A 25,550-nucleotide genomic window follows, 5' to 3' on the forward strand; every position below is an offset into this window, starting at 1 on the left:
CCCTCTTTCTATTGCTTAGTTGCCTCCATTACCCAAACGAAATGATTTAATCTCGTAAACGTTACGTGGAAGCCATTGTTTTCAAAAATAGATTGCATGATCGGAATACGTGTATAGTATTCTGTTTGCAAATCGTTTGCTAACTGATGAAAACCTCTTTGTTTTGCTACTTCGACAGTTTTATCATATGCATCTTGATCTGCAAATATCGTATCAGCAAACACTATTTTACCACCTTTGTTTAGCAATTGACTATACTTCGCAATTGCTACGTCTTTTTCTTCATCTATTAAATGATGAAATGCGTAAGTGCTCACAATAGTATCGATTGAATTTGGGACTTCAAATGAAAGAAAATCACCCTCTGTAATTGAAAACTCTTTTGGTAATTTCTCTTTTGCAATAGTACGCATTTCGCGTGACGGTTCTATACCGTAAACTGTGCGACCAGCAAGTAATAATTTATTTGTTAAATTGCCAGTACCAACACCGAATTCTAATACGTTGCCAAATGACTTGTTAACTACATCCTCTAAAATGTCCTCATAATGGGCGAAAACTTCTTTATATTGTATATCTTCGCCTTGTACAAATGAGTCGTACGTATGAGCCCATTCATCAAATAAACCATTAAATTCTGTTCCCATAAAAATTCCCCTTTTTCTTATCGGTTTTATCAGTATGATATTCTCTCTTTCTAAAAATGTCAATTGAAATGTACATGGTATTTCCTTCTTTTCTTTGTTACACTGTAGTTGATTACATAGGAGAGGGGGCATCTTCGTGTCATTTACCTTTGAAATGTTAGAAGATAAAGTGGAATTTTTCGAGGCTGCAAACTTAGTTTCTCTAGAAAAAAAAATTAACGAACAAATTGATAATAATAAAGCACTTATGCTTGAAGTTCATCACATCTCGCATCAAATGGTTATGGATCCCGAAAGCAAAAGACCATATTATAGCGCGGTTGTTCATTTTAAATTAAAGAAATTACGCTAACTAAAAAAGAGAAGCTCCTAATGAGCCTCTCTTTTTAGTTTAGAGTTTGAACAAGTACTGGTTTCCAGCCCTCATTGTCTACCCAATCAATATTCACATAATATTTTTTACCTGATTGTTTATCTTGTACGTTACCGTAAGCTTTATTCTTACCGTTATTTCCAATTCTATGGATAACTAATTGATTTACTGGAACGTCAATTGCAGCTGAAATCGCTTGATTCATCTCATTCCAATCTGCTGTACCTTTTTTAAACGTCATCGCAGGTGTTGCACCTTGCTCTGTACCTACTGGCTTCCAAGAAGATTTCGTATAAGCATCTGTTGCCTGTGACTGTGTTTTTTCAGCTGGTGCTTTCTCGTTAGCTTTCGCTTCTTCTTCAGCTTTTTTCTTTTCTTCCTCAGCCTTTTGCTTCTCTTCTTCTTCCTTCTTCTTAGCCTCTGTCTTATCTTGCTCATTCTTCTTCGGCTCTTCTTTACCTTTAGCTTTCTCAGCTTTATTCTCTTTTGTTGTTTGCTGAGCTACCTTTTTATCATTAGAAGACGCTTGCTCTTTTGTGTCAGGAACAAACAATTGATATGCTACAATAGCTACTGCTACTAATACAATAGCGATTGCAATATTTAAAACACCGTTTTGACGACGTTTTTGTTGTTTCTGTTGGAATCTAGATCCTCCTGCCATTCTTCAAACCTCCATGCAGTTTTTCATACTTGCTATTGTAACATTAAATCTAGAAAGGTTGAACATTTACAATAATATTTTCACGAAATGAAAACATTTCATAAATAATTGCAAGATTACTTTTCAATTTCTAATTGATGAATTGCCTCTACCATTTCTGCAAAAACTGGTGTGACTACATTTTCATTACTATCTGTTTCTATATCAACTACAACTAAAGCATATCTTGGGTTTTCATATGGAAAATAACCTGCAAACCAGCGATTCACCCTCTCTCCTTTTCCTGTTTGTGCCGTCCCAGATTTTCCAGCGACAGTTAGTGGCAACGAACGGAATGCTGTTCCCGTTCCTTTCTCCATCGTTACAACGGCTCTTAACAACTGTTGTAATTTTTTCATCGTTTCATAAGAAAGCTGTTTCCCATTTAATTTATGATTTTCAAATGCAAAAAAGTCGGTTCCATTTTTATACACTATTTTTTTCACAGCTTTCACTTCCATCTTCTCTCCACCTCTAGCAATTGTCGCCATCATATTCGCTATAGCTAGAGGTGACACACGTACATCTTTTTGTCCGACCATCGTTTGAGCAATCGCTTTTCTACTATCTTTATTTTCTTCGCTTCCCCAAATAATAGCACTCTTTTCTTCTGGCAATTGCTCAAATTCTGGTGTATGAAACACTGAACCTTTCCAACCTACCTTCTCACTTGCTCCTAAGGCCTCTAAATACGTTTCTAATACTTCCCTATCCTTTTGCATTAGTTCATCACCTAATACGGCAAACGTTCGATTACAGCTTCTAGCAAAGCTTTCCTTAAAGTTTAATGACCCCATCATAACTTGTGGAAGATTTTCACCGTATAAATCCGTATTACAGTTAAATGTACGATTAAACCGCACCAAATTCTCATCGATTACTGTTGCTGCAACTACTGTTTTAAAAACAGACCCCGGAAAATGAGGAGTTAACATTTGATTTTCAAGTGTAGATTTATATATCCTCCTATCATTCATCTGTAAAGAAGGCCTACTTACCATTGCTAAAACTTCACTATTCTTTATGTCTAGTAATACTAACCCACCTTTTTTTATTCCGTTTTCATCTATAATCTTCTCTGCTCGTCGTTGCAACGTTTTATGTATTGTTGTTTGAATAGTAACTGGATAAAATGGATTTCCTGGTGAAGTGTATTTCGCCTGCTTCCCAAAAATCGGTTCTCCTTGTCGATCCACTTGATATAGTACTTTCGCTTCTCCATCAGTCAGTAAAAATTCATCAAATGATTGTTGCAATCCAGAAATACCAATTGGCGTTTGTTTCGAAGTTTTTTTCATTTCTCCATAACGCTTTTGAAATTCCTGTTCATTCTCTCCCACATCACCAATTAAATGATTTGCCTCCCCCATTTGCTTCAGTCGAACTTCTGCTGCTACAATACCTAAAATATCTAATTGATTTACCTTCTTCATCTGCTCGAGCGTTAATTGAAATGGGGTATTCTCCTTTCGTAATATAAATGCTTGATTCTTATTTTTCATTTGCAGTCTTATCTCTTGTCTCGACACACCAATGATATGCGCAATTTTCTCTAACATGTCATTTTTTATTTGTAAAAATGGAAAAACAATTAAGACTGGATATTTCTCTTCACCAATTTCCTTACCATTTCGATCTGTAAAATGCCCTCTTCCATTATCTACTGTAAGTGATTGTGTTCGTTGCGTAACACTTTTTTCAATCAGATTGATATTTCGGTCAGTAAATGATTCCGTATCTATAATCTGTATTTGGATTAAACGACAAAGTAATAAAAAAATCACACCTATAAAACAAATTAAAACAATTATAATTCTCCGTTTCATTTTCATAAAAAACACCTCGTCTATTGTAGTTTAGACGAGGTGTTTCACCTTTTATACAAATAAAAAATCACTCGTTTTTACACAAGTGATTTTTTACGTTATTTTACAGAGATAATCTCTACTTGCATTTCTCCACCTGGTGTTTGGATTGCTACCTTCTCACCAATTTGCTTACCTAATAAGCTTTTTGCGATTGGAGAATCGTTAGAAATTCTTCCTTCAAATGGATCGGCTTCTGCGCTACCTACGATTATGTACGCTTCTTCGTCTCCACCTGGTAACTCTTTAAATATTACTGTTTTACCTAATGTTACAACTGTAGACTCTTCACCATTGTCTTCAATGATAACCGCATTACGAATCATGTTTTCAAGTTGTGTAATACGTCCTTCTACGAATGCTTGCTCATCTTTCGCTGCATCATACTCAGAGTTCTCTGAAAGATCTCCGAAGCTACGTGCGATCTTAATACGCTCTACAACTTCTTTACGTCTTACTGTTTTTAATTGTTCAACTTCGTTCTCTAGTTTTTGCTTACCCTCTTGCGTCATAGGGTATGTTTTTTCTGTTGCCATGTTTTCCACTCCTTTTATATACCAATCCCCCGAAAAAAAGAGGAGTTCCATATGAAAACTCCTCCGCTTATATAGCGGAGGTTTCTAGCACACGTAGCACTAGTGGAGTTGTCACATACAACCCCTTATTCTCCAATTCTTCCTTATATAAAGAAGGTATGTATGGAAAGTTGATATAAATATGCCCTCACCTATTGGTAGGTGAGGTTTCATGTTTCATTGTATTCGATAAGAAGGGAAAAAATCCCTTCCTATCGTATATCTTTTACTATGCTATTACAAATTTACTTTTTGTTCAAGAATTGTTGCAATTTTTGTAACCATAATATCAATTGCAACATGGTTTTGTCCACCTTCAGGGATAATAATATCCGCGAATTTCTTAGAAGGCTCAATAAATTGATTATGCATTGGACGTACAACGTTTACGTATTGGTCGATAACTGAATCCATTGTACGACCGCGCTCTTCAATATCGCGCTGCATGCGGCGTAAAATACGAAGGTCTGCATCTGTATCAACGAACACCTTAATATCCATTAACTCACAAAGACGTGGGTCTTCTAAAATAAGAATTCCTTCTAAAATGATTACATCTTTCGGCTCAACTGGAATAATTTTTTCTGAACGCGTATGCAATGTATAGTCATATATAGGCTTTTCCACTTGCTCATATGCAAGCAACTGCTGCAAATGGTCAATTAACAAATCATTATCAAACGCTAACGGATGATCGTAATTTGTTTTTAAACGTTCTTCCATTGGTAAATGGCTTTGATCTTTGTAATAATAATCTTGCTCCAAGATTAAAATGGAATGACCTTTAAAATGGTCAAAAATCGCTTTCGTTACACTTGTTTTTCCTGATCCTGAACCACCAGCGATTCCAATTACAACAGGCTTATTCGTCCCCATTCGACTACCACTCTTTCTTATTGAAGTATGTTTTTGCGCATCATATTATTCACATACACTGGTTGATCCACTTTGAATTTCACGATTTGCAACGGATGTCTCGCTGCATCTAATTCGTTTCCATCCTCATCCCAAATTTTCTCCACCGTTTGCGTAAAGTTTTCTATTTCTGGCCCAAAGAACTCCACTTCATGTCCTGGTTTGAAGTGATTACGTTGCTCAAGCGTTACGATGCCCGTTTCTTCATTATAATCTAACACTAAACCAGCAAAATCATACGTTGTTTTCTTACTATGATTTCCAAACATTTGCTCTTGATGTCCTGGAACCCCTTCAAAGAATGCAGGAGCTGTATCACGATTTGCACATTTATCAAGTTCATCTAACCATTCTTGTTTAAACTCAAAGTTATCCGGATCCGCACAATACGCATCAATTACTTTACGATATACAGTTGCTACAGTCGCTACGTAATGGATAGATTTCATACGTCCTTCAACTTTTAAGCTATCAATTCCAATTTCAATCATTTTCGGAATTGATAAGATTAAATTTAAATCTTTTGGGCTCATCGCAAAGTGAGCATCTTCTTCTTGGAATAGAGGAAGCTCTTTTGCATCTTTATGTTGTGATACCGTTTGAACTAAATCATAATCCCAGCGGCAAGATTGACAACAACCACCACGGTTAGAGTCACGCGCTGTCATATGGTTACTTAATGTACATCTCCCTGAATACGCGATACACATTGCACCATGGACGAATGCTTCAATTTCAACATCAACTTTTTCTTTAATTTCTTTCATTTCTTCATAGCTTGCTTCACGAGCTAATACAAGACGATGTAAACCTTCTTCTTTCCAATACTGTGCTGCTTTCCAGTTGGATAGTGATTGTTGTGTACTTAAATGCACCTCAACAGAAGGAGCTACACGTTTACATGTCTCAATAATAAGCGGATCGGCAACGATAATTCCCGTTACGCCAGCTTTTTCAATCCCTTTTAAATATTCCTCTAGCCCATCCATATTTTCATTATGTGCAAAAATATTTGTTGTTACGTATATTTTTGCTCCATATTTCTTTGCAAATTCAACGCCTTCTGCCATGTCTTCCAGCGTAAAGTTACCTGCATTAGAACGAAGACCAAATTCTTGTCCACCTAAATATACAGCATCTGCCCCATAATGGATAGCTACTTTTAATTTTTCTAAGTTACCCGCAGGGATTAACAGTTCAGGTTTTTTCACAATAACGCGTTTGCCATCGATCACTCGTGAAATTTCTTGTACAGTCATTTCCTACACCCTCCTCGTTTAGTAAACCGTTTCTTTAAAGAAGAATCCTGTATCTAACGGACGATTTACCGGTTGTATTTCTTCTATCTCTTTAAATAAATCATCTTTCACGTCATAATACGCATCACGATCTTCTACACATAAATCAATCGCCTTACGATATTTCTTCGTTACCTCAATAATGTACTCAGAACTTTTTAGGACACCATCAATTTTTAAGCTATCGACTTCAGCATCGATTAGTTCCTCTAACTCATCGATGAAACAAATATCATTCGGACTCATAATGTGAGTACCATTTTCATCTTCATAAATTGGATATTTGTTATTACGTTCCGGGTCGTATAAGAACATATTCTCTTCATACTTTTTCTTTTCGATGTCGAGATTACGCCCTTGATACTCAAAGTAGTTTCCTACTAGTGAACGCTTCGATTGGAACATGCAAGTCATACCGTGAATTTGTACTTCAAGTTCCACTTCAGCATTTTCTTTTAATTCAGCAATTTCATCTAAGCTAAGCTCACGAGCTAATACAGCGCGTTTCGCTCCTCTTTGCCCCCAATAGTTACAAGTAAACCAGTTTGTTGCTGTCGTTTCTGTATTCCAGTGAAGTTGCATATTTGGTGCAACTTCACGAACAGCCATTAATACCGCTGGATCTCCGAAAACAATCGCATCTACATTTACCTCATTTAAAAAGGCAACATAGTCCGTTAATTCTTCTACTTTATCATTGTGGAACATCGCATTCATTGCAACGTATACTTTCACACCATTTTCATGTGCAATGTTTACAGCTTGTTTCACATCTTCACGTGAAAACTCTCCTGCCAAACGTAAACCAAACTTTTGTTCACCAACCATTACTGCATCTGCCCCTGCTTTCACAAGAGGTTCAATATCCGCCACCGCTCTAGGCGTTACTAACAATTCAGGTTTCTTCATACTTTTGTCACCCTCTCTTTTTACTTACAGCCACTCCATCGCCAATTGGGAAAATCGTTGTATCATATCCTTCATGATTCATAAGCCATTCATTGTACGTCTTAATACGACGAATCAAACCACGGGTACGTCTATTTTCAATTTTCTCTTTTGTCGTCACAAGACCATGGTACATAACGTTATCTGAAATAATAACGCCACCAGGATTTAATAACGGTTCGTATAAGTCAAAAAAGCGACGATACTGCCCTTTCGCTGCATCAATAAAAATAACATCAAATGTTCCATGTTCTTTCACTTGTTCGCCCGTTTCTAAAGCATCACCGTAAATAACAGAAATACGGTCTGTTACCGAGGAACATTCTATATATTCAAGTGCCTTTTCATATCGTTCACGATTGCGCTCTACTGTCACAATGCGAGAGTTCGGAATAGCTTGCATCATACGAATACTAGAATAACCGATTGCTGTTCCAAGTTCTAAAATACTTTCCGGTCCAATTAAACGTAAAAATTGCAGCATAAATTCCATTCCAAGTCGATCCATAATCGGCACATGGTTTTCAGTTGCATACTCTTCCATTTCAAGAATTAATTTATCTTTTGGATCAATAAATGATAATAGGTACTCGTTAACTGCATCCTCCATAATTGGTCCTCCTTATTTACATGGAGAAGTGCCTCTATGACGCGTCAACCTTTGTCTTTTCACACATAGAATGCAATAAAAATACAAGCCAGTTTCACCCTTAGCTTGTACGTCCCGTTTTGATATTAAAAACGATTCTTCTGCCAGTTTTTAACCCGATATATTTTACCACAAAAAAGAGGGATATGCGACCCTTTTCGCTATCCCTCCCCATTTCACTGTTTTTTCGTAATGTATTTTTGCTTTAATGCATTATGTTCTTCTAATGTTTTCGCATAATACACTTCACCACTTGGTGCAGCTAAGAAATAATAATAATCTGTTTGCGCAGGATCTAACGCTGCTTCCACTGAATGTTTACCAGAGTTTGCAATCGGTCCAACCGGCAACCCTTTCACAACATACGTATTGTACGGTGAGTTTACTTTCAAGTCTTCGTATAATACACGTTGTTTATGCTTTCCAAGTGCGTATAATACCGTCGGATCCGTTTGAAGCGGCATACCTTTCGCTAAACGATTATAGAAAACACTAGAGATTTTTTGGCGATCAGTAAAGCCAGTAGCCTCTTCTTCAATAAGTGAAGACAACGTGAGAAGTTGATGAACATCCCAGTTCTTCGCTTTCATTTTCGCCTCATTTTGAACAATAATTGCATTTGTTTTCTCAAGCATCGGGATTACAATTTCTTCTAATTTTGTATCCTTTTTATAGAAAGAATACGTTGCTGGATATAAGTATCCTTCTAGTGGATATTTAATGTTACTATCAAAAATTTTATCCGTTAGTAGCTTCGGATACTTTTGCTGCATTTTTTGGATAAATGCTTTATCGTTTAATTGACGCACAACATCATCTTTATTCCACTTTAATTCTGCCGCAATCACTTCAGCAATTTCAGTTACTTGTGCCCCTTCTTTAATCGTCACTTTATAAAGAGCCGGACGATGTACGTTGCCAGATGACATTTGTTCAATGACATCGTTGGCGCTCATCGAAGGATTTAATAAATATGTACCTGCTTGTAAGCTTTTCGACTTAAATTTCGTATAAAAACTAAAAACTGTACTGCTTTTCACAGCACCTTTTTCTTCTAAAATCTCACCGATTTTACTTGTAGATGACCCCTTTGGAATCTCTACCTCAATCTCTTTTTTATTCTCGCTATCAACTGGCCCTAATGCAGATGAAATATACGCATAGACTGATCCACAAACTAAAAGCAGTGCGATAATCGAAATTAAAAAAATGCGTCTACGCTTCTTCTTCACTTGATTCTCTACCAAAATTCTTCCTCCTTATTCAATTGTAGACCGTATACACTTCCTCTATACAATGCCCTACAAACATAAAGCAAAACCAATCATTTCTAAATAATCGGTGACAGCTACGTATTTAAAGCCTTTTTTCATACAACCCGTCTTATTATACTATAAACAATTAAGTAGTTTCGACAAAAAATCTGTCATTTTGCATATGAATACAAAAAAGGCGAACTGTGTACACAGTTCGCCTTTTTATCCATTACTATTCTTCTTCTTGCTCATCAGCAAGAGTGTTAAACATTTCTTGTACCATTTCCCACTCTTCTTCAGATTCAATTGAAAGTAATGTTCCGCCCTCTTCTTCACTTTGCTCATATGCCATTGCATCGAAGATTTGGTCTCCATCTTCGTCTACTTCACCGATTGGAGAGAAGACTACGTAAGATTTTTTGCCGAATTTTTCAGCATCAAAAGTGAAAATAATTTCACATAAATGTTCGTTTCCTTTTTCGTCTACAATTGTAATTTGATTTTCTTCCATTTTGGTCACCTCTTATTTACTATCTAAAAATCCTTGTAAGATCACGACTGCAGCCATCTTATCGATTACCTGTTTTCGCTTCTTACGGCTCACATCAGCTGAAATGAGCAGACGTTCCGCTGCCATCGTCGACAAACGCTCGTCCCACATTACAACTTCTAATTGTAACAGATTTCGCAGGTTTTCTGCAAATTGCTGGCACGCTTCACCACGAGGGCCGATTGTACCATTCATATTTTTAGGTAAACCTACTACTATTTTGTCCACATTGTACTGTTTTACCAACTCAGAAATACGGTCAAAACCAAAGTGGCCTCGTTCTTCGTTAATCCTGATTGTTTCCAGCCCTTGTGCTGTCCAGCCCATTTCATCGCTCATTGCAACACCGACTGTTTTAGTACCAACATCTAAACCTAATATCCGCATAAACTACTCCTCACGATGATGTTTCAAGTAAGACTTCACAAGCTCTTCAATTATCTCATCACGTTCAAGCTTGCGAACGATGCTTCGTGCATCTTTATGGCGAGGTATGTATGCTGGATCTCCACTTAATAAATAACCGACGATTTGGTTAATCGGATTATAACCTTTTTCTTGAAGTGCATCATACACAGTTAAAAGTACATCATTTACATGGACACTCTGTTTTTCATCTTGAATGCTAAACTTCATTGTCTTATCAAAACCGTCCATTTCAAGCACCTCACTTGTAAGTAGTAAGTATAGGGAGAAGAACTTCTCCTCTCCCTACCATTGTACACTACTATCTCTTTATTTTGAAACAGATTTAACGTACTCTTGTACAAACGCTAAAGCTTCCTCTACTTGCGCTGGGTTTTTACCGCCTGCTTGTGCCATATCAGGACGGCCACCACCGCCGCCTCCACAACGAGAAGCTACTTCTTTCACAAGTTTACCCGCATGGTAACCTTGACTAATTAAATCTTTCGTTACGCCAGCTAAAATGTTTACCTTATCGTCATTTACAGACGCTAATACAACAACTGCAGACTCTAATTTATTTTTAAGGTCATCCATCATTGTACGTAAGTTGTTCATATCTGCAACATTTACTTTCGCCGCTAATACGTTCACGCCATCAACTGTCATTACTGAATCAGTTAAGTTTCCAGCTTCGATATTGCTTAATTTCGCAGCAAGAGATTCGTTTTCTTTTTGAAGTTGTTTTACTTCAGTAAATAAACCATCAACTCTTGTTAAAATATCTTTTGGATTTGTTTTCATTTTTCCTGCTGCTTCTTTTAATAAACCTACTTGATCGTTCATTAATTCGTATGCAGACTTACCAGTTACCGCCTCAATACGACGAGTTCCTGCACCGATACCAGACTCAGCAACGATTTTGAAAATACCAATAGAAGCTGTGTTATCAACGTGACAACCACCGCAAAGCTCTAAGCTGTAATCGCCTACTTGTACAACGCGTACAACATCACCGTATTTTTCACCGAATAATGCCATTGCACCCATTTCTTTCGCTTCTTCGATTGCTTTTTGAGAAATCGCAACATCAATACTTTCCCAAATTTTTTCGTTTACGATACGCTCAATTTTTTCTAATTCATCAGCTTGTACTTGACCGAAGTGAGAGAAGTCAAAACGTAAACGTTCAGATGTTACAAGAGAACCCGCTTGGTTAACATGCGTTCCAAGTATATCTTTTAATGCTTGGTGCAGTAAGTGAGTTGCTGTATGGTTTTTCACAACGCTACTACGGTTTTTCGTATCGATAAGAGCTTTTACAGCCGCTTCTTTCGTTAATGTACCCTCTTCAACAACAACTTTGTGTAAGTTTTGACCATTTGGTGCTTTTTGTACGTCTTTTACAACAACTTTCACGCCGTCAGCAAGAAGATAACCACGGTCTGCAATTTGCCCACCGCTCTCAGCGTAGAATGGCGTTACATCAAGCATTAATTGTCCTTCTTCACCTGCTTGTAAGCTATCTGTATACTCACCATTTTTCACAAGTGCAACAACGTTACTTTCTGTTGCAACTGTACCGTAACCAACGAATTCGCTCGCTACTTTAACTTCACCAAGTACACCGCCTTGAACTTGCATAGAATCAACATCTTGACGAGCAGCACGTGCACGCTCACGTTGTTTCTCCATTTCATTTTCAAAGCCCGCTTGATCAACTGTCATACCAGCTTCTTCTGCATATTCTTCTGTTAATTCAATTGGGAAACCGTACGTGTCGTATAGGCGGAACGCATCTACGCCAGAAATAACAGTTGTTTTTTCTTCTTTCGCTTTTGCAATTACTTCAGCTAAAATTGATTCACCATCATGAAGTGTTTCATGGAAACGCTCTTCTTCATTCTTCACAACTTTTGCGATGAAATCTTTCTTTTCAAGTACTTCTGGATAGAAGTCTTTCATTACTTCTCCAACAACCGGTACTAATTCAAACATGAACGGACGGTTAATGTTTAATTTCTTAGAATAACGAACAGCACGGCGTAATAAACGACGTAATACATAACCACGGCCTTCGTTAGATGGAAGAGCACCGTCACCAACAGCGAATGTTACTGTACGGATATGGTCAGCAATTACTTTAAACGCCATATCTTTTTCTAAATCGCCATTACGATATTTCTCACCAGAAATTGATTCTGTTGCACCAATCATCGGCATGAATAGGTCTGTATCAAAGTTCGTAGGTACATCTTGAACGATAGATGTCATACGCTCTAGACCCATCCCTGTATCGATGTTTTTCTTAGGAAGCGGCGTATATGAACCGTCTGGATTATGGTTAAATTGAGAGAATACAAGGTTCCATACTTCTAAGTAACGCTCGTTTTCTCCGCCCGGATATAATTCTGGGTCACTAAAGTCATTACCGTAAGATTCACCGCGGTCATAGAAAATTTCTGTATTCGGTCCACTTGGTCCTTCACCGATATCCCAGAAGTTTTCTTCTAAACGGATGATGCGTTCTTTTGGAACACCCATTTTCTCATTCCAAATTGTGAATGCTTCTTCATCTTCCGGATGAATTGTAACAGATAGTAATTCTTTATCGAATCCGATCCATTTGTCGCTCGTTAGAAATTCCCAAGCCCAAGTAATTGCTTCTTCTTTGAAGTAATCACCGATTGAGAAGTTCCCTAACATTTCAAAGAATGTATGGTGACGAGCCGTTTTCCCAACGTTTTCAATATCGTTTGTACGAATTGATTTTTGTGCATTTGTAATACGTGGATTTTGTGGGATTACACGACCATCAAAATATTTCTTTAATGTCGCTACACCACTATTAATCCATAACAGAGATGGATCTTCATGAGGAACTAGTGATGCACTTGGTTCTACTGCATGTCCTTTTTCTTGGAAAAAGTCTAAAAACATTTGACGAATTTGTGCGCCTGTTAGTTGTTTCATTGTATTTTCCTCCTTAAATATAAAAAACTCCCGCCCCTAATAAAAGGGACGAGAGTTAACTCGCGATACCACCCTAATTATGAATTGATTATTATAACAATCAATTCATCACCTCATGGTGCCGTAACGTGGCAAGACGGCAGTGATTAGCTGCTCTCAGGATTAGCTTTCTGTTACCCTTCATTTAAAGCTCCTTTCAGCCAGTGGAAGCTTCTCTCTACAAATGGACTGTAACGTACTTGTTCCGTCATTGATTTAATGTATTATATGACTAAATATAATAGAATTCTCTTAAGTTTGTCAATGTAGATAATCATTTATATTGTATCAATTGCTTATTAATCATAGTTATTCTACTATTCATTCTTAACAGCCTTTAAATATATTATGCATTTATTACTAAATAGGAATATCCTCTCAAAAAATACTTTATACAATTTTCTAAATATTACATTATTTGTTATAATTAAATTATTAACAATAAAGGAGCGATTACAATGACAACCTTATTGAATCAAGCTAAAGAAATGTTAACAACTGATGAAAAAATCCTTTTTTATGCAGCATGCTCATTAAATATATTTATATATCGTTCCGTCGCAAGACCAGGACTGTTAATTTTAACGAACAAACGGCTCTTCTTTTATGGACCAGATGTAAGTAAGAACCCAATATTTGAAGAGTACTCTTTTGCAAACATTTCTAATCTAAAAGAGCAAAAGCGCCTTTTCAGCAATCAAATTATATTTATGTACGATAATGAATGGAAAAAAATAAAACATATTCAAACAAATGATATAAGCTCTCTCGTTCAACAAATACACGAGCAACTCTCTAAATAATGATAGCCCTCTACTTTTATAAGTAGAGGGCTATCATATTACACATCTTCTTTTTTCAAAAGAGGCCTCACATGAACGACCACTGTCCGAATGACCGCTAAAATAGGAACCGATATTAGTAATCCTACAATCCCCGCAACTTCTCCCCCTACTAGTAATGCAAACATAATGATCACAGGATGCATACGAAGCGACTTACCAACGATGTAAGGCGATAAAATGTTACTTTCCAAAAATTGCAAAATAGCAATCGTAATTCCCGCCTTAATGAGTAAACTCGTTGATACCGTTGCTGCAATCATCAACGTCGGAATCGCCCCTAAAATAGGACCAAAGTACGGGATTATATCCGTTACCCCAATAATAATGCCGAGCAGCAATGGATATTTCATACCGATAAACCAAAAAGAAAGAACAGATACTCCCCCTAATACTAAGCAAACAAATAACTGCCCTCGAATATAACTTCCGAGTGATTTATCAATTTCTTTCGCAAGCATTTGCCCCGTACTACGCCACTTACTCGGGACTAATTTCCAAAATATATGATAAAACTCACCGTAATCTTTTAATATGTAAAATACAATGAACGGAATTAAGAAAATAATGAGTAACGAATCCAGTACACCACGAGCTGTGCTCATGACTTTATTTAAAAGCGCTTGAATCTTCGTTTCTACACCACCAAAAATTTGTTTCACCTTTTCATGAATAAATGATGGGAAATTCGCTGTTTGTTCTGTAACTCCATCCATCCAAGAATCGTACATTTTTGTAAACTGCGGAAATTGTTCATTAATTTCTTGTAACTGTTTAATAACAACTGGCGTTCCTTTATAAATTCCATAGCCAATTCCGCCAAAGAAAAGAATATAAATGAGCAAAATAGCAAGTGTGCGTGGCATTCCTTCCTTATGGATTTTTTCAATTAAAGGGTGTAATAAATAAGCAATAAAACAAGCAATAAAGAACGGTGTGATTGCCACTTTAAATACAAAAATAATCGGTGCCCATAGTGGCTTAATTTTTAAAAAGACGAGCAAACAAAGAAAAACGAGTAACAATAATCCTAAACGATATATCCAAATGATTTTAAGATTCTTCACACGAAAAACCTCCTCCATCTTTATTTTGAAAATAAATAGGTTAGGTTATGTGCAAAAGTTTTAAAATCTTTTTATACAGACCCTACTGTTTTTTAAAGACATACATATATTTAACATAATAAGGACAACCACCCCTTGAAAATACAAAATGTCAAAATATAATCAGGAGGGCTCATAATGATCTTATTTATGCTTGCATTATCCGCACTTTTTATGCTTCTTGAATGGATTTGTATCGGGTTTGGTATTTGGAAAGGCTTCTTTATTCGTTCCTCACGAAAGGAAAGAGCTAAGCACTTATGGCATTATGGAATGCTTGGCGTTGGATGCTACGGTTTATCTTATCTCTTCTCTGAAATCGGACTTTTATATTTGCATACAAGCGCATAAAAAAACTCCCTTATCATAAAGGGAGTTTTTTACGCCTTATAAATAAGACTTAATCATCTTACGTGCTTTTTTTACATTGCGTTTTGAGAATACATCTTGTTTGCGAGCATATTGATACGCTGCAGCTCCAACACCTAATGCGATTAATGAATTGCGTAGATTCAAAGTAAATCCCCCTTTTCGTTATCCGATCGTTCTTTCATTATCATCAAATAAATCATCAAGAGAGCTTAATGAACCATCTTCCTCTACTTGATGTGTATGGATTTTCCCCTTTGAAACCGATAATTCGATATAACAATTCCAGCAATAAAATTGGTTGACACCTATTTTTCCGATGTCTTTCCCTTTGCAATTTGGACAACTGAACATATGGCTTTCATCTCCTTACAGTCTCCCAGATTCTATTCGCCATTATGTCCAAACTGCATTCATTTATACATTGCTAGAACCTTTCAACGTTATACGTTTGAAAGGTTCACTATATAATTTCACCTTGTTACATGAAATCATACGGTGAAATGTTTTCCACGTCCATTTCTTCACCATTAACCGTCACCATCTGCACTTCTCCTTGTGATTCTTGCAATCGGCCAGCTAAAGTCGTTTGACGCATTGCATCATCAAGGCGATTTACACCGGATTGAAACGCTGCTTCCTCCCCGCAAATAATAAGGAATTTCTTACTCCTTGTAATACCCGTGTAAATTAAATTACGACGTAACATACGGTAGTAGCTCTTTACAATTGGCATAATAACTATTGGGAATTCACTACCTTGTGATTTATGAATCGAGCAGCAATAGGCATGCGTAATTTGATTTAAATCCGGCTTTGTATATGTTACTTCAATTCCATCAAATGAAACGATAATCATATCTTGTTGCTCGAAATTTTCTTTCGCATAAAATACTGAAACAATTTCTCCAATATCACCATTAAACACTTGGCTTTCCGGCTGATTGACTAATTGAAGTACTTTATCACCTCTGCGGTATACAACGTCACCGTAGGCAATTTCTTTACTCTTTTCTTTTTTCGGATTAAACACTTCTTGAAGAGCTTCATTTAACACATTAATACCTGCTGGTCCGCGGTACATTGGTGCCAACACTTGTACATCTCTTGCACTAAAGCCTTTTGTCTTAGCATTTTCACAAACCTTTTTAACAACCTCAACAATTTGAGCACCTGCACAGCTGATAAATGAACGATCTTTTTTATTTTGTGCTAAATCTGGCGGGAGCGTCCCGTCTTTTATCGCATGGGCAAGCTGAATAACAGACGAACCTTCTGCCTGACGATAAATTTCTGTGAGTTTTACCGTTGGAATGGCACCTGCATTTAATAAATCTTTCAACACTTGTCCAGGTCCTACCGATGGTAATTGGTCTTCATCACCTACAACGATTACTTGGATGTTCGTCGGCAAGGATTTAAACAATTGATTTGCAAGCCAAATATCTACCATCGAAAACTCATCAATAATAAGGAGCTTCCCTTGTACAGGGTCTGTTTCATTGCGCTGAAAAGATCCTTCTGGCGTCCATCCAAGCAGACGATGAATTGTGCAAGCTGGAAGTCCTGTCGATTCACTCATGCGCTTCGCCGCTCTTCCAGTTGGGGCCGTTAATAATATTGGAAATGGATTATCATCACTATATTCATTCGGATTTAATGATACTCCGTGAAGTGACGCATACATTTCAACAATTCCTTTAATAACTGTTGTTTTCCCCGTCCCTGGTCCACCTGTTAATAACATCATCGGCTTATGAAGTGCAGTTTGAACTGCTTCTTGCTGAAGCGGCGCATACTGTACCTTTAGCTGTTCTTCAATTTCTCCTAATGTTTTTAACACTTCTGCTTCAGGGAATGCAGGGGTTTCTTCTTGATTCATAAGACGACGAATTGACTTTACAACGCCTTTCTCAGAATAGAATAAAGAAGCTAAATACACTCGCTCTTCTTCTATAATGACTTTCCCTTCGCTTTGCATCATTTCAACGCAGCCTACAATATCTTCCTCAGTCACTCTGCCTTCTTGATTATTTAAAAGTGACATCGTTTCTCTTACAAGCTGACCTTTTTCCATATACACGTGACCGAGTTGTAATGAAATATTCTCTAACGTATAAAAACACCCTGCACGTACACGGTCGTCGTGATTGCCCGTTATTCCGATTGCACGCCCTATATCATCTGCTCTTCCAAATCCAATTCCGTCCACTTCTTCAATAAGTTTATACGGATTATTACGAATCACTTCTAATGTCATCTCTTTATATTGCTGATAAATTTTAATAGAAAGTTTTGTTCCAAAACCGTAACCATTTAAAAAACTCATCACTTTCTCGAGCCCTTGATGCTCAATAATCGTCTCATATATTTCCTGCGCTTTTTGCTTGTTTACAACACCACTTAACGCATCCGGATCATCCATAATTTTAGAAATCGCATGCTCACCAAGATGGTCCACGATTTTTTCAGCTGTACGCTTTCCAATCCCTTTAAATAAATCGCTCGCTAAATATTGCACCATACCTGCTTTTGTTTGTGGCAGTTCTTTTTTAAACGTTTCAACTAAATATTGTTTTCCATACTTTGGGTGGTCTTTAAAATGACCTGTTAATGTAAACACTTCATCTTCATGCATACGGGGAAAATGACCGTTTATCATTACTTTTTTTTCGTCGTATGTTTCATTCGTTTCAATGACTTTCATACTGACAACGGAATAGAGGTTTTCTTCGTTGTGGAAAATGGTATGAAGAACTTGCGCTTTTATAAATTTTTTTTCTTCCTCAAACAAATCCATTGCATGTTGATTTCCCATATTGCCTCTCCTTTCCGAGTTCTTTTCACTTTAATGAGCAGTACATCCCCCACCTCTTTCACAATCTTTAGATGAGGGGTAACTGCGCATTAAACTATAAGTTCCCTTTATTCAGCTTCTTGCTCTAATAAACGAATACCATTACCAGCTAAAAAGTGGTCTGCTTGAATTTCAGTCGCTTTCTTAAATAAAGTAAGAGCTTTCTCGTTATTCTCCTCGAATATGTACGCAACACCTAAATTGTAATACGCATCTGCATGCTCTTCATCCATTTCTAACACCTTTTCAAAATAAGGTTTTGCCTCTTGAATATGTTCTAGTCGTGCGAAGCAAAGTCCGCATTGGAAAACAGCTTCTACATCGCCTTCATCTAATTCCGTCGCTCTTTGTAAAAATGGAAGTGCAAGACGATCATTTCCAAGTTGCACATGTGTGATACCTAACATAAATGTTACGTCAGCTGATTGTAATCCCACTTGCATCGCTTGTTCAAATACAGCCTTCGCCTCTGCAAATTGCTCTTGACCGTAATATACATTTCCTAAGCCATAATAAGCAGCAGCAGATTTACCATCTAATTCTAATGCACGTTTATAAAATACAATTGCTCGCTCACTATCACCTAATACATCTAATAAATTCGCAAAGTTAATGTATCCAAGCGCATCTTTCGGATTTTCTTCGATTGCTTCTGTGAAATTTTTAGCTGCTTCTTCCCAGTTTCCTTCTTGCATATATTTAATACCTGTTTCAAGTTTGTTTGACATATCCTTCACCTCTACAACAAATTATAACAAAGAATGTATTTTCCAAGCGAACGAAAATTCGCTTTATGTAAAAGAAACCTCTAACCGCTAATCGGCAGAGGCTTCTCGTGTTATCCTAAATAATCTAATTTCTTACCACTATGATATACTTCATCAATTGTAGCGCCGCCTAAGCACTCATCTCCATCATAGAAAACAACTGCTTGGCCTGGCGTAATCGCACGAATTGGCTCATCACAAAGAATACGAACTGTATTTTCATCAACGATTTGAACCGTTACTTTATTGTCTGCTTGACGATAACGGAATTTCGCTGTACACGTAAATTCTTTTTCCTTCGCTTTATTACTTACCCAGCCTACATTCGTAGCAATAACTTCATCACCATATAGAAGTTCGTTATGGAATCCTTGATCAACATATAAAATGTTTTCTTTCAAGTTTTTTCCAACAGCAAACCACGGATCACCATTACCACCAATACCAAGGCCATGACGTTGTCCAATTGTATAATACATTAAACCATCATGTTTCCCTTTCACTTCACCAGATAATGTTTGCATTACACCTGGTTGCGCCGGTAAATAGTTACTTAAGAAATCTTTAAAGTTACGCTCACCGATGAAGCAAATACCAGTACTATCTTTCTTCGCCGCTGTCGCTAAACCAGCTTCTGTCGCCATTTCGCGAATTTGTGGTTTCTTTAATTCACCTAATGGGAACATTGTTTTTGATAGTTGCTCTTGGCTTAATTGATTTAAGAAATATGTTTGATCTTTATTGTCATCAACGCCGCGAAGCATTTTATATTCGCCGTCCATATAAGCAACGCGTGCATAATGACCTGTTGCTACATAATCAGCACCAAGTGCAATTGCATGCTCTAAAAATGCTTTAAATTTAATTTCTTTGTTACACATTACATCTGGGTTTGGTGTACGACCAGCTCGGTACTCATCTAAAAAGTACGTAAATACTTTATCCCAGTATTGTTTTTCAAAGTTTACTGCATAATACGGAATGCCGATTTGGTTACACACTTCAATTACATCATTGTAATCTTCTGTTGCTGTGCAGACACCATTTGCATCTGTATCATCCCAGTTTTTCATAAAAATTCCGATTACATCATAACCCTGCTCTTTTAATAAAAGAGCTGCTACAGATGAATCGACGCCACCGGACATCCCGATGACAACGCGTGTTTCTTGAGGTAGTTTGTTCATCATGTCACCTCCCATGCTAATTTTGTGTTAATCGCTTCACGATTTTCACTGTTTCGTACGCCGCTTTTTCAATTTGCTCTTTCGTATTTCCAAGTCCGAAACTAAAGCGTACGGATGAACGTATTTGATCGGAGTCTTTTCCGAACATCGCCACTAATACATGTGATGGATCAATCGAACCAGCTGTACAAGCAGAACCACTTGATACTGCAATACCAACTAAGTCTAGGTTTACAAGAAACGGTTCAATATTCATTCCTGTAAAATTTATATTAAACACATGTGGTAAGCGATATTCTAAGTCTCCGTTTACCTCGAAATGAATGTCCTCATTTTTGAAGACAGATACCATTATATCTTTAAACTCTTCATATTGGGCATTTTTTTGCTCACGAGTTTTTTCAGCTAGCGAAACTGCATGTTGAAGTCCAACAATACTAGGTACATTTTCAGTACCAGCACGACGTTTTCTTTCTTGCTCTCCGCCTATTAATAACGGTTCAAATTTCACATTTGCACCAGCATATAGGAACCCTACACCTTTTGGGCCGTTAATTTTGTGAGCGGAAATCGATAATAAATCAATACCAAACTCTTTCACATCTATTTCTATTAAACCGTAAGCTTGTACAGCATCTGTGTGGAAATAAGCTTGATGCTCTTTTAACAACTTTCCTATTTCCACAATTGGTTGTATTGTCCCTACTTCATTATTCCCGAACATAATAGATACAAGAATCGTCTCTTCCGTTAGTGCCTTTTGTATGTCAGAAACTTGAACACGCCCTGTTTCATCAACAGGTAAATACGTCACTTCAAATCCTTCACGCTCTAACAATTCACACGTATGCAAAATCGCATGATGTTCAATTTGCGTTGTAATAACGTGGTTACCTTTATGACGATTCGCACGCGCTACACCTATAAGTGCTAAATTATCAGCTTCTGTACCACCGCTCGTGAATATAATTTCATTTGGACTCGCGTGAATGCTACGTGCACACACACGTCTCGCCTCATCTACCGCATGGCGCGTTTGACGCCCATAAAAGTGAATACTAGACGGGTTTCCAAATGTTTCTGTCATATATGGAATCATCTTTTCGACCACTTCTGGGTGAGTCGGAGATGTCGCAGCATGATCTAAGTAAATGCGTTCCATTAAATCTCCTTCTTTCCAAATCGTTTCACAAGGAATTAAATGTAAAACATATAGCCCCCGTGATTTTCTTCCTCATAACGTACTAAATCTTCTAAAGTTGTACTATCTAATACTTCTTGCACTGCATCACGAACACGCATCCATAATTGGCGTTGTGCTGGTTCTTCTTCTTCTATCATTTCTACAACACTAATTGGACCCTCTAGTACACGGATTACATCTCCAGCTGTAATGTTGACTGGCTGATCAGATAATACATATCCACCATATGCCCCGCGCGTACTCTTTACAAGACGAGCGTTACGAAGTGGTGAAATTAATTGCTCTAAGTAATGCTCAGATAGGTCATGTGCCTGTGCAATTGATTTTAATGAAATTGGGCCTTCACCAAACTTTTTTGCAAGGTCGATCATAATTGTTAAGCCGTAGCGGCCTTTCGTTGAAATCTTCATCTATTTGCACCTCATTTCAAATTTTCACTTCTATTGGTTATATCTTATTTATCCCGCTATTTGCGGGCAGTAAAACTCCCACCTCAAAATTCGGCTGGAGTAAAGAAGTTAGGTGGGGGATGAACAAACCCCCCACTAATTAAAGTTTCACTTTATAAAAGAACACAATTTAAAATCCTATGAAATTATAGCATAATATAGTATTATAAGAAATTTCAACTTGTGTATCAAAATGATAACATAAAATCACATTGAAAAACTCGGAAATTATTACAATTGAAAGAAAAATAGGAATATTCATATTCATTTTCCCCACAAAACAGCATCCTATTTCAAATTTCATCAAAAAAAATGATACGATAGAATGAGATTATACATTAAGGGAGAGGGTCAAATGAAACAACCACTCGCACATCGAATGCGCCCTACAAATATTCAAGAAATTATCGGACAACAGCATTTAGTTGGTGAAGGCAAGATTTTATGGCGTATGGTCCAAGCAAATCATTTTCAATCAATGATTTTATATGGTCCTCCAGGCACAGGAAAAACATCAATCGCTAGCGCAATTGCAGGAAGTACTGGAACCCTGTTTCGCCTCTTAAACGCTGTTACTCATAATAAAAAAGATATGGAAGTTGTCGTACAAGAAGCGAAGATGCATCGGCACCTCGTTTTAATTTTGGATGAAGTTCATAGGCTAGATAAAGCGAAGCAAGACTTTCTATTACCCCATTTAGAAAGCGGACTTCTTACTTTAATTGGTGCAACGACAAGCAATCCGTTCCATGCTATTAATTCTGCTATTCGAAGTCGTTGTCAAATCTTCGAATTACACGCATTAACAGAAGATGATATTTTAATTGGCTTAAAACGAGCGCTTGAAGATAAAGAAAAAGGGCTTGGGGAATATGATGTAACTGTTACGGATGAAGCATTACATCACTTTGCAAATGCGTCAGGCGGAGATATGCGCTCAGCTTATAATGCACTTGAACTAGCTGTTTTATCTAGCTTTACAACTGACGACAAGGCAGCGGAAATTACACTTGAAATCGCAGAAGAATGCTTACAGAAAAAGAGTTTCGTTCACGACAAAGGTGGCGATGCTCACTATGACGTTTTATCTGCTTTTCAAAAATCAGTACGCGGAAGTGATGTGAACGCCGCACTTCATTATTTAGCACGTCTTATCGAAGCTGGTGACTTACAAAGCATCGGTAGACGTCTGCTTATTATGGCATATGAAGATATCGGACTTGCTAGCCCACAAGCTGGACAACGTACACTTGCAGCGATTGAATCAGCTGAACGGGTCGGCTTCCCAGAGGCACGCATACCACTTGCAAATGCTGTTATTGAACTTTGTCTATCACCGAAATCAAACTCGGCCTATAAAGCACTCGATGCCGCACTACACGATTTACGTAATGGCCAAACAGGCGATATTCCAAGTCATTTAAAAGATAGTCATTATAAAGGAGCCGAATCGTTAGGAAGAGGCATCGAATACTTATATCCACACGATCACCCAAATGGCTGGGTACAACAACAATACTTACCTGATAAAATTAAAAACAAGCAATATTATAAACCGAAAACGACAGGAAAATTTGAACAAGCACTTTCTACTGTTTATGAAAGATTACAAAGTTCGCATAAAACGAAGAATAAAGGGTAATATAAGCGAAAACGTCACCATTACGGAGGGTTCGCTTATGAAAACACGTCAAGATGCATGGACAAAAGAAGACGATCTCCTTTTAGCAGAAACTGTTTTACGACATATTCGCAGCGGAAGTACACAAATAAAAGCATTCGATGAAGTTGGTGATACATTAAACCGAACTTCAGCAGCTTGTGGCTTTAGATGGAATGCTGAAGTAAGACCATATTATGAAGATGCGGTGCAAATCGCAAAAAAACAACGTAAAGAATTAAAGCGTTCGGAAGCTAAAATAGAAAAAGAGCTGTTCTCACAAACTCGGCAGCTCGTAATCGATGCCGAGTTTTCAGAAGATATTGTCCCAAATAAACAAGATCTTACAATGCAAAATGTCATCTCATTTTTGCAAAACTTGGAGCACAATAACCCTTCACTCGCAAAGTTACAAACTGAAAATGACGTATTACAAGATCAGCTCACTTCCCTGCAAAAAATGAATAATGAACTTGAAGCAAAATTAGCTGTTCTCACAAAAAAACAACAAGCAATCGAAGAAGATTATGCAATGCTTGTTAGAATTATGGATCGTGCTCGAAAACTTGTTTCAGTTGAAGAACAAGAAGAGCAAATTGCTCCGATTTTCAAAACCGATCAAAATGGAAATTTAGATATTATATATTCTGCAGAAAACTAAAAACAGGGATGCCACTTTTTCAACTAAGTGACATCCCTGTTTATTTTCCCTTAGTGAAAAAGCACCACAGTAAATGAAATTATATTAACGATTCGACATCGACATTTCTTTAAAACATACAAAAAGCATATATCCGAAATGGATATATGCTTTCCTTTTATTCTTGCCCTACACGCTTCACTTCTACGTTTTTAATACGCTCACGTACAACGTGACTTGCCATAATTAAACCAGCCACAGATGGTACGAACGCATTTGAAGAAGGTGGTAATTTCGCTTTACGAATTTTTGCATTTTCGTCTGGTACGATTTCTTTACGTACTTCTTCACGAATTACGATTGGGTTTTCGTCAGAGAAGACAACTTTTACACCTTTTTTAATACCATCTTTACGAAGCTTCGTACGAATTACTTTCGCAATTGGATCTGTATGTGTTTTAGAAATGTCCGCAATACGGAAACGAGTTGGGTCCATTTTATTTGCCGCACCCATACATGAGATAATTTTGATTTTACGACGTAAACATTGTTTAATTAAATGAATTTTGAACGTAATCGTATCAGATGCATCTACTACGAAATCTAAACCGTGTTTAAAGAACTCTTCATATGTTTCATCTGTATAAAACATCTCTAGCCCAATTACTTCACACTCTGGATTAATATCTGCAATACGCTCTTTCATTAATTCTACTTTTGAACGTCCTACAGTAGATACTAACGCGTGAATTTGACGGTTTACGTTTGTAATATCTACAACATCTTTGTCAACTAATACGAGACGTCCTACGCCAGAACGTGCTAACGCTTCTGCCGAAAATGATCCTACACCGCCAATACCTAAAATACCGACTGTACTATTTTTTAATATTTCAAGGCCTTCTTTTCCAAAGGCTAATTCATTACGTGAAAATTGATGTAACATTCAGCTCTACACTCCTATTACAAAAATGGTCTACCATGTATTCTAGCGTTTTTCCGACTATTTGTATAGAAAAAGTTATAGAATTCCTAAAAATACATATTTCAAACAAGGAAAACATAATGTAAACCGGACTTTTTTCTTACATATACGTTTAAAAAGGAGGATTTAGAGAACCGAGCAGATCGAGGCACTTATGCTAGGAGAAGCACAGTGTAGGGATACTACTCGAGCACCGGACTAGCATACGTAACGATGAGATGCAACAGTTATCTAAACCGGACTTTTTAAACAACCTCTATAAAAAAAGCCTAGACGGCTATAGTATAA

At 37.2% G+C, this 25,550-nt stretch carries 27 protein-coding genes and 1 other annotated feature; of the genes, 5 read left to right on the forward strand and 22 right to left on the reverse strand.

Features of this window, described 5'->3' with window-relative positions:
* Positions 1-8: 8 nt before the first annotated feature.
* Positions 9-647: a class I SAM-dependent DNA methyltransferase gene (locus tag JFU23_RS09820; protein WP_002015267.1), complete on the reverse strand. Its 639-nt coding sequence runs from the start codon at positions 645-647 to the stop codon at positions 9-11.
* A 136-nt stretch (positions 648-783) separates the two neighbouring features.
* Here JFU23_RS09820 and JFU23_RS09825 point away from each other — a divergent pair, with 136 nt between their 5' ends.
* A complete protein-coding gene (locus JFU23_RS09825; RefSeq protein ID WP_033672669.1) occupies positions 784-999 on the forward strand; it encodes a YrzA family protein in 216 nt (71 codons plus the stop codon).
* Between the two features lie 34 nt (positions 1,000-1,033).
* On the opposite strand, the gene JFU23_RS09830 is transcribed toward JFU23_RS09825, so the two are convergent.
* The 12 genes from JFU23_RS09830 to alaS all read right to left on the reverse strand — a co-directional run bounded on the left by JFU23_RS09830 (position 1,034) and on the right by alaS (position 13,157).
* On the reverse strand, positions 1,034-1,684 hold the full coding sequence (locus JFU23_RS09830) for a YrrS family protein (protein WP_002138429.1): 651 nt from the start codon (positions 1,682-1,684) through the stop codon (positions 1,034-1,036).
* 116 nt (positions 1,685-1,800) lie between these two features.
* Positions 1,801-3,555 carry a peptidoglycan D,D-transpeptidase FtsI family protein gene (locus tag JFU23_RS09835; RefSeq protein WP_201031809.1) on the reverse strand — a complete coding sequence of 585 codons (1,755 nt, stop codon included), beginning with the start codon at positions 3,553-3,555 and terminating at the stop codon, positions 1,801-1,803.
* Between the two features lie 92 nt (positions 3,556-3,647).
* The gene (gene greA / locus JFU23_RS09840; protein ID WP_078213491.1) at positions 3,648-4,124 is read right to left on the reverse strand and encodes a transcription elongation factor GreA; all 477 of its coding nucleotides are present in this window, start codon (positions 4,122-4,124) and stop codon (positions 3,648-3,650) included.
* A gap of 276 nt (positions 4,125-4,400) precedes the next feature.
* Complete coding sequence (gene udk / locus JFU23_RS09845; protein ID WP_002015274.1) at positions 4,401-5,039, reverse strand: uridine kinase; 639 nt, start codon at positions 5,037-5,039, stop codon at positions 4,401-4,403.
* A 17-nt stretch (positions 5,040-5,056) separates the two neighbouring features.
* The gene (locus tag JFU23_RS09850) at positions 5,057-6,337 is read right to left on the reverse strand and encodes a peptidase U32 family protein (protein ID WP_002015275.1); all 1,281 of its coding nucleotides are present in this window, start codon (positions 6,335-6,337) and stop codon (positions 5,057-5,059) included.
* Positions 6,338-6,355: 18 nt separating this feature from the next.
* A complete protein-coding gene (locus tag JFU23_RS09855; RefSeq protein WP_002138432.1) occupies positions 6,356-7,285 on the reverse strand; it encodes a peptidase U32 family protein in 930 nt (309 codons plus the stop codon).
* Between the two features lie 7 nt (positions 7,286-7,292).
* On the reverse strand, positions 7,293-7,934 hold the full coding sequence (locus tag JFU23_RS09860; RefSeq protein ID WP_002034114.1) for an O-methyltransferase: 642 nt from the start codon (positions 7,932-7,934) through the stop codon (positions 7,293-7,295).
* 215 nt (positions 7,935-8,149) lie between these two features.
* Complete coding sequence (mltG, locus tag JFU23_RS09865) at positions 8,150-9,220, reverse strand: endolytic transglycosylase MltG (RefSeq protein WP_085312413.1); 1,071 nt, start codon at positions 9,218-9,220, stop codon at positions 8,150-8,152.
* Positions 9,221-9,461: 241 nt separating this feature from the next.
* The gene (locus JFU23_RS09870) at positions 9,462-9,740 is read right to left on the reverse strand and encodes a DUF1292 domain-containing protein (RefSeq protein ID WP_002034112.1); all 279 of its coding nucleotides are present in this window, start codon (positions 9,738-9,740) and stop codon (positions 9,462-9,464) included.
* Positions 9,741-9,752: 12 nt separating this feature from the next.
* The gene (gene ruvX, locus JFU23_RS09875; RefSeq protein ID WP_001221204.1) at positions 9,753-10,166 is read right to left on the reverse strand and encodes a Holliday junction resolvase RuvX; all 414 of its coding nucleotides are present in this window, start codon (positions 10,164-10,166) and stop codon (positions 9,753-9,755) included.
* Between the two features lie 3 nt (positions 10,167-10,169).
* Positions 10,170-10,436: an IreB family regulatory phosphoprotein gene (locus JFU23_RS09880; RefSeq protein WP_000348591.1), complete on the reverse strand. Its 267-nt coding sequence runs from the start codon at positions 10,434-10,436 to the stop codon at positions 10,170-10,172.
* Between the two features lie 78 nt (positions 10,437-10,514).
* Complete coding sequence (alaS, locus tag JFU23_RS09885) at positions 10,515-13,157, reverse strand: alanine--tRNA ligase (protein ID WP_002015283.1); 2,643 nt, start codon at positions 13,155-13,157, stop codon at positions 10,515-10,517.
* A gap of 41 nt (positions 13,158-13,198) precedes the next feature.
* Positions 13,199-13,417: a binding site (T-box leader), on the reverse strand.
* A gap of 237 nt (positions 13,418-13,654) precedes the next feature.
* Here alaS and JFU23_RS09890 point away from each other — a divergent pair.
* A complete protein-coding gene (locus JFU23_RS09890; protein ID WP_002129215.1) occupies positions 13,655-13,999 on the forward strand; it encodes a PH domain-containing protein in 345 nt (114 codons plus the stop codon).
* Positions 14,000-14,037: 38 nt separating this feature from the next.
* On the opposite strand, the gene JFU23_RS09895 is transcribed toward JFU23_RS09890, so the two are convergent.
* Complete coding sequence (locus JFU23_RS09895; RefSeq protein WP_201031810.1) at positions 14,038-15,105, reverse strand: AI-2E family transporter; 1,068 nt, start codon at positions 15,103-15,105, stop codon at positions 14,038-14,040.
* A gap of 177 nt (positions 15,106-15,282) precedes the next feature.
* On the opposite strand from JFU23_RS09895, the gene JFU23_RS09900 reads away from it, so the two are divergent.
* On the forward strand, positions 15,283-15,495 hold the full coding sequence (locus JFU23_RS09900; protein WP_002015285.1) for a hypothetical protein: 213 nt from the start codon (positions 15,283-15,285) through the stop codon (positions 15,493-15,495).
* Positions 15,496-15,531: 36 nt separating this feature from the next.
* Here the strand turns inward: JFU23_RS09900 and JFU23_RS09905 are convergent, their stop codons facing one another.
* From JFU23_RS09905 to cymR, 7 genes are all read right to left on the reverse strand, one after another.
* Entirely contained in the window at positions 15,532-15,660 is a 129-nt protein-coding gene (locus tag JFU23_RS09905; RefSeq protein ID WP_002015286.1) for a YrzQ family protein, read from the reverse strand.
* Between the two features lie 18 nt (positions 15,661-15,678).
* Positions 15,679-15,867, reverse strand: coding sequence for a hypothetical protein (locus JFU23_RS09910; RefSeq protein WP_002015288.1), 189 nt, complete (start codon positions 15,865-15,867; stop codon positions 15,679-15,681).
* A 127-nt stretch (positions 15,868-15,994) separates the two neighbouring features.
* Positions 15,995-18,331 (reverse strand): SF1B family DNA helicase RecD2, encoded by a 2,337-nt coding sequence (recD2, locus tag JFU23_RS09915; protein WP_201031811.1) that lies wholly within the window; start codon positions 18,329-18,331, stop codon positions 15,995-15,997.
* 107 nt (positions 18,332-18,438) lie between these two features.
* Entirely contained in the window at positions 18,439-19,098 is a 660-nt protein-coding gene (locus JFU23_RS09920; RefSeq protein ID WP_201031812.1) for a tetratricopeptide repeat protein, read from the reverse strand.
* A 110-nt stretch (positions 19,099-19,208) separates the two neighbouring features.
* Positions 19,209-20,324 carry a tRNA 2-thiouridine(34) synthase MnmA gene (mnmA, locus tag JFU23_RS09925; protein ID WP_002088752.1) on the reverse strand — a complete coding sequence of 372 codons (1,116 nt, stop codon included), beginning with the start codon at positions 20,322-20,324 and terminating at the stop codon, positions 19,209-19,211.
* Positions 20,325-20,340: 16 nt separating this feature from the next.
* A complete protein-coding gene (locus JFU23_RS09930) occupies positions 20,341-21,486 on the reverse strand; it encodes a cysteine desulfurase family protein (RefSeq protein ID WP_201031813.1) in 1,146 nt (381 codons plus the stop codon).
* Positions 21,487-21,521: 35 nt separating this feature from the next.
* Positions 21,522-21,938 carry a cysteine metabolism transcriptional regulator CymR gene (gene cymR / locus JFU23_RS09935; protein WP_000704117.1) on the reverse strand — a complete coding sequence of 139 codons (417 nt, stop codon included), beginning with the start codon at positions 21,936-21,938 and terminating at the stop codon, positions 21,522-21,524.
* Between the two features lie 394 nt (positions 21,939-22,332).
* Here cymR and JFU23_RS09940 point away from each other — a divergent pair, with 394 nt between their 5' ends.
* Entirely contained in the window at positions 22,333-23,619 is a 1,287-nt protein-coding gene (locus JFU23_RS09940) for a replication-associated recombination protein A (protein WP_201031814.1), read from the forward strand.
* A gap of 37 nt (positions 23,620-23,656) precedes the next feature.
* Positions 23,657-24,298: an RsfA family transcriptional regulator gene (locus tag JFU23_RS09945; RefSeq protein WP_201031815.1), complete on the forward strand. Its 642-nt coding sequence runs from the start codon at positions 23,657-23,659 to the stop codon at positions 24,296-24,298.
* Between the two features lie 157 nt (positions 24,299-24,455).
* On the opposite strand, the gene JFU23_RS09950 is transcribed toward JFU23_RS09945, so the two are convergent.
* Positions 24,456-25,223 (reverse strand): tRNA threonylcarbamoyladenosine dehydratase, encoded by a 768-nt coding sequence (locus tag JFU23_RS09950; RefSeq protein ID WP_000903181.1) that lies wholly within the window; start codon positions 25,221-25,223, stop codon positions 24,456-24,458.
* Between the last annotated feature and the right edge of the window lie 327 nt (positions 25,224-25,550).

Origin of the sequence: Bacillus sp. TH50 (genome assembly GCF_016650565.1) — a bacterium.
Taxonomy (GTDB): Bacteria; Bacillota; Bacilli; order Bacillales; family Bacillaceae_G; genus Bacillus_A; species Bacillus_A mycoides.

Coding starts and splice junctions, on each gene's coding strand:
- JFU23_RS09835 (WP_201031809.1), bottom strand. CDS start 3,555: ATGAAAATGAAACGGAGAATTATAATTGTTTTAATTTGTTTTATAGGT.
- udk (WP_002015274.1), bottom strand. CDS start 5,039: ATGGGGACGAATAAGCCTGTTGTAATTGGAATCGCTGGTGGTTCAGGA.
- JFU23_RS09870 (WP_002034112.1), bottom strand. CDS start 9,740: ATGGAAGAAAATCAAATTACAATTGTAGACGAAAAAGGAAACGAACAT.
- mnmA (WP_002088752.1), bottom strand. CDS start 20,324: ATGAACAAACTACCTCAAGAAACACGCGTTGTCATCGGGATGTCCGGT.
- ruvX (WP_001221204.1), bottom strand. CDS start 10,166: ATGCGGATATTAGGTTTAGATGTTGGTACTAAAACAGTCGGTGTTGCA.
- alaS (WP_002015283.1), bottom strand. CDS start 13,157: ATGAAACAACTAACAGGCGCACAAATTCGTCAAATGTTTTTAGACTTT.
- cymR (WP_000704117.1), bottom strand. CDS start 21,938: ATGAAGATTTCAACGAAAGGCCGCTACGGCTTAACAATTATGATCGAC.
- JFU23_RS09920 (WP_201031812.1), bottom strand. CDS start 19,098: ATGTCAAACAAACTTGAAACAGGTATTAAATATATGCAAGAAGGAAAC.
- JFU23_RS09855 (WP_002138432.1), bottom strand. CDS start 7,285: ATGAAGAAACCTGAATTGTTAGTAACGCCTAGAGCGGTGGCGGATATT.
- JFU23_RS09860 (WP_002034114.1), bottom strand. CDS start 7,934: ATGGAGGATGCAGTTAACGAGTACCTATTATCATTTATTGATCCAAAA.
- greA (WP_078213491.1), bottom strand. CDS start 4,124: ATGGCAACAGAAAAAACATACCCTATGACGCAAGAGGGTAAGCAAAAA.
- JFU23_RS09830 (WP_002138429.1), bottom strand. CDS start 1,684: ATGGCAGGAGGATCTAGATTCCAACAGAAACAACAAAAACGTCGTCAA.
- JFU23_RS09900 (WP_002015285.1), top strand. CDS start 15,283: ATGATCTTATTTATGCTTGCATTATCCGCACTTTTTATGCTTCTTGAA.
- JFU23_RS09890 (WP_002129215.1), top strand. CDS start 13,655: ATGACAACCTTATTGAATCAAGCTAAAGAAATGTTAACAACTGATGAA.
- JFU23_RS09940 (WP_201031814.1), top strand. CDS start 22,333: ATGAAACAACCACTCGCACATCGAATGCGCCCTACAAATATTCAAGAA.
- JFU23_RS09850 (WP_002015275.1), bottom strand. CDS start 6,337: ATGACTGTACAAGAAATTTCACGAGTGATCGATGGCAAACGCGTTATT.
- JFU23_RS09880 (WP_000348591.1), bottom strand. CDS start 10,436: ATGGACGGTTTTGATAAGACAATGAAGTTTAGCATTCAAGATGAAAAA.
- JFU23_RS09910 (WP_002015288.1), bottom strand. CDS start 15,867: ATGTTCAGTTGTCCAAATTGCAAAGGGAAAGACATCGGAAAAATAGGT.
- JFU23_RS09820 (WP_002015267.1), bottom strand. CDS start 647: ATGGGAACAGAATTTAATGGTTTATTTGATGAATGGGCTCATACGTAC.
- recD2 (WP_201031811.1), bottom strand. CDS start 18,331: ATGGGAAATCAACATGCAATGGATTTGTTTGAGGAAGAAAAAAAATTT.
- JFU23_RS09950 (WP_000903181.1), bottom strand. CDS start 25,223: ATGTTACATCAATTTTCACGTAATGAATTAGCCTTTGGAAAAGAAGGC.
- JFU23_RS09945 (WP_201031815.1), top strand. CDS start 23,657: ATGAAAACACGTCAAGATGCATGGACAAAAGAAGACGATCTCCTTTTA.
- JFU23_RS09930 (WP_201031813.1), bottom strand. CDS start 21,486: ATGGAACGCATTTACTTAGATCATGCTGCGACATCTCCGACTCACCCA.